The following is a 3,541-nucleotide window of genomic DNA, read 5'->3' as shown; positions in this document are numbered from 1 at the left end:
GCTTTGGTAGTCGCCAGTGGCAAACCTGCCCATGTTTTGATTGGGGTATTCGCTCAGCACCGAGTCTTCAAACTCTTCACGCATCTTGTCGCTCATACCCGCTTCTCCTGCGCTTCCGCGATAAGGTCCTTGGGCACGCTTACAGTGTCGCCAGCGGATTGTTGAGTCTTGATCAGATCGGCAGCACGAACAGCGATCGAGAGCGCCTGAGAATTTGTTTCATCGTGCTCAAGCATCCTCGCGATGTGGAATGCGTCTTCTGGGGAGACTGGGCCCGAAAGCTCCGCGCCCAGGTAGTGATCAAGCTCTTCGCTCGCCCCGTATTCGGTCAGCGTGTACTCGAGCAGGCGACCGCAGGTTTCACAGTGACAGCAGCCGTCATTTTCTTGATGCCATCCGCCATCGACGTATTCAGCACGCCCTGCTGCGACCTCAGCCTCTGCGCATGGCCGGCAGTAGGACGGACCCTGGTCGGCGTCAGCTCCACCAATCCAGTGAGGGAATGGGACATCCAGGGAGCTCGCGTGCGCACTCAGAACCAGCAGCGCCGCGCCCGACAGGTCTTGCGTCTTCACTTCTACGAATTCAGTCACGTTCGCTACCTCAAGGGATTTGCGTAGTTGTGCTGGGTTTGCTCGTTTCATCAGAAGCGCTCCTTGCTGCCATAGCGACTAGACAGCGGGGTCACCTTTGATGGCGCTACCTCGGCTGGCTCAGGCTTCCAGCCGGCGGCTAGATTCTCGAATCGGTTGTATTGACCCAGGAATGCGGCTCGAACGGTGCCGGTTTCGACATCGCGACCCTTGCCGATGATGATTTCGGCGATGCCTTTGTGTTCGCTGTTCTCGTGGTAAACCTCATCGCGGTACACGAAAAGGATCACGTCGGCGTCTTGCTCGATCGCGCCAGACTCACGTAGATCCGACGGCACCGGACGCTTGTTGGGGCGATCTTCGCATTTTCGGGAGAGTTGACTGAGCAGCACAACCGGGATTCCCAGTTCGCGAGCTAGGAGCTTGCAGCCACGGCTGATGCTGCTGACCTCTTCAGTGCGATTGCCGCCCTCGCCTTCCATGAGCTGGAGGTAATCAATCATCAGGATGTCGAGGCCGTAGCGCATCTTTTGGCGCCGGGCCAGTGAGCGAATGCGTGCTACGGTGGCTCCAGCCCGGTCAGCAATGAACAACTTGGCCTTCTTGATCTTGCCAACCGCTACGCTCAGGCTCTGCCCGTGCTCCTGACTTGCCGTGCCGTTCTTGATCAGATTGAGCGGTATCTTCCCCTCGGAAGCGACAGCCCGGTCAATCAACTGGCCTTTGCTCATTTCCAAACTAACGACTAATCCCGATTTTCCCTGTCGCACAGCGGCGTCAATCACAAATCCCATCGCGAGTGTGGTTTTGCCCATGGCTGGGCGGCCCGCCACGATTATCAGTTGTTCAGGCTGAAGACCTCCCAGTTTCTCGTCCAGATCAGTCAGTCCCGTAGACATCCCGATCAGGGTTTGCCCGCTAGCGAATCGGTCGTGCCGGTCCTGCCAAACTTCCAGTTGGTCAATCAGGGCGTCCGAAGCCTTGACCACCTCGTCGGCGCCGGAACCGCTGTCAATCGCCATAGCAGCCGCTTGGATGGCGGCGATCTTGGCCTGGGTATCCTGGTCGCCACGGGCAATGTCCATGGCCTGGCTGCCGAGGTCATACAGGGCTCGGTCAATGGCTCGCTCACGAACGATCGAAGCGTAGGTGCTGGCACTGGCAACGCTCGGGGTGTTCTTGACAATCTCGGCGCAGTAGGCAAAAGCCGGCGATCCACCGGCTAGGGTTCCGATGTAATCTCCAACGGTCAGGAAGTCAACCGCCTGCCCAGCGGAACGAACAGCCATGATGCCGTGGAAGACTTCAGCGTTCTCAGAGAAGTAAAACGACTCAGCGGACAGATCGTCGCTCAGGGTGTCGATCAACTCAGGCCGCTGCATCATGGCGCCTAGCAGACCGTGTTCTGCCTCGATGCTGTAGGGATCACGCACGATAGTTGCCCTCCACGACTTTCACGAAGTTGGACGGGCAGATCAGCCAATCGAAACTGCACCGGAAAATCTTGCCGTTCGAGCCGGGCGTTTTTCCAGTCAGGAACGGGCTCTCCTTCACGGTTCCGAAGTAGTCCCTCCAGAATTCGTAATCCTGGTGGACAGGACTCTCGTTCCAGCGATTTTTGATCTTGGCTTCTCGATCCTTGTTGATCATCACGACCTGAGGCAACTCCGTGAGGATCTCGTTGAACAGACCGACGATTACTTTTGCCAAGCACTTCGGCTTCGAATTGGGTTGGCGTTCTGGCTGGCCAACAAGAGGTGATGGTTCACTTTGCGGTTCTATTACGGTTCTGGGTGCACGTGGTGCGGGGGTATCTGTCGTGACGTGCGGGGGTGGTGGCGCATCTGGTGCGGGGTGCATTTCCTGCGGGGGTGAATATGCTTCGGGGGTAAGGGTGTAAATTGTCGAACGCCCCATGCGCTCGCGCGCAGTAAGGATTTTCGCCTGACTGAGCCACTTAATGGAGTTCTGAACGGCGCGCTCAGAAAGGCAAGTGCGGATAGAAATCCGCGCAACCGAAGGCCAGCACACGCCCTCATCGTTTGCGTTGTCGGAAAGGGATATCAGGACGGCCTTCTGTGTTGGGCTCATGCCCTGGAGGGGCCAGCAGGCGCTCATGATTATTGTGCTCACCAATCTAGCCCCTCTGTTGCCTTGGCTGGACTCACCAACGTCATAAGCCTCGTTACAGGCTCTTGCCGTGGAATCAGCTCTAGGATGGTTTCTTTAAGTCCGGCAGCGGCCCCTGTCATCCAGCTGTCAAAGGCGAGCTTCTTAGATGTCTTGATTGAATCGCCATCGCGCCATATTCGAGCACCCGAAAACTTCAGCGCAGCGAGCAATGCCATGGCTTTTTGCTCCGTGCTGTTTGCGCAGAAGAAAGCGCTCATCAATCGCGCGCGCTCACTCTCTTCGACGCCATCGGAGGTATGGGCTACTGGGTCGGCGTACTGATCGAACATCTCAACGATGTTGCGGTAGTCGACCCGAAAGAACTCGCGCGAGGCGTTGATCCGCTGGGATGAGAAATGCCCATGAATTTCACGCTCAACCGAAAGAGCGTTATCAACTTCGCCATAGCAGAGGATCTTGAAAGCAAGTGGGGCGCTGGTTGAGCTGGAAAGCTCAAAGCAACGCTGGCTTGGCGCGCGCTCGGTCATGCCGATCTTGTAGATGCCTGGCATGGCTTCGCTGGCGAGGCAGTAAATGAATCCGTAGTTCATGCCGCGCCCCCAGACAATGAAGCCCTCAGGTGATCGAGACATTCGCGACGGAATTGATTCTTGGCTTCCTTGGTGTATTGAAACCGAACCATCCGAACAGCATGCATCGCAGCAGATATGTGATAGTTACGTTCGTGCGCCACGTTTTCAGATTGCGAAAAACGTGGCGCGAGATTGTTGAGGGTATTGCCGGCATCTATTGAACTGTGCATAATCAGCTCCAGA

Annotated in this window: 4 protein-coding genes and 1 pseudogene; all 5 read right to left on the bottom strand. The window is 56.7% G+C overall.

Annotated features, from left to right (window positions below):
- Positions 1 to 92: 92 nt before the first annotated feature.
- Positions 93 to 644: a hypothetical protein gene (locus BMX68_RS24835; protein WP_017133283.1), complete on the bottom strand. Its 552-nt coding sequence runs from the start codon at positions 642 to 644 to the stop codon at positions 93 to 95.
- On the bottom strand, positions 644 to 2,026 hold the full coding sequence (dnaB, locus tag BMX68_RS24830; RefSeq protein ID WP_017133284.1) for a replicative DNA helicase: 1,383 nt from the start codon (positions 2,024 to 2,026) through the stop codon (positions 644 to 646). The genes BMX68_RS24835 and dnaB overlap by 1 nt, the downstream gene beginning before the upstream one ends.
- Positions 2,019 to 2,711: a helix-turn-helix domain-containing protein gene (locus tag BMX68_RS24825; protein WP_074862778.1), complete on the bottom strand. Its 693-nt coding sequence runs from the start codon at positions 2,709 to 2,711 to the stop codon at positions 2,019 to 2,021. Before BMX68_RS24825 ends, dnaB begins: the two co-directional genes overlap by 8 nt.
- A gap of 11 nt (positions 2,712 to 2,722) precedes the next feature.
- Positions 2,723 to 3,316 (bottom strand): GIY-YIG nuclease family protein, encoded by a 594-nt coding sequence (locus BMX68_RS24820; protein ID WP_157214254.1) that lies wholly within the window; start codon positions 3,314 to 3,316, stop codon positions 2,723 to 2,725.
- Positions 3,313 to 3,541 (bottom strand): annotated as a pseudogene (locus BMX68_RS26090) (hypothetical protein); the annotation flags it as partial. The pseudogene BMX68_RS26090 and the gene BMX68_RS24820, both read right to left, overlap by 4 nt.

It is taken from the genome of Pseudomonas agarici, from assembly GCF_900109755.1.
GTDB lineage: Bacteria > Pseudomonadota > Gammaproteobacteria > Pseudomonadales > Pseudomonadaceae > Aquipseudomonas > Aquipseudomonas agarici.
The sequence above is the reverse complement of the archived record's forward strand: the minus strand, read 5'-3'. Positions and strand labels throughout refer to the sequence as shown.

Excerpts from the sequence above, each read along its gene's own strand:
- BMX68_RS24835 (WP_017133283.1), bottom strand. The coding sequence starts at position 644 with ATGAAACGAGCAAACCCAGCACAACTACGCAAATCCCTTGAGGTAGCG.
- BMX68_RS24825 (WP_074862778.1), bottom strand. The coding sequence starts at position 2,711 with ATGAGCGCCTGCTGGCCCCTCCAGGGCATGAGCCCAACACAGAAGGCC.
- BMX68_RS24820 (WP_157214254.1), bottom strand. The coding sequence starts at position 3,316 with ATGAACTACGGATTCATTTACTGCCTCGCCAGCGAAGCCATGCCAGGC.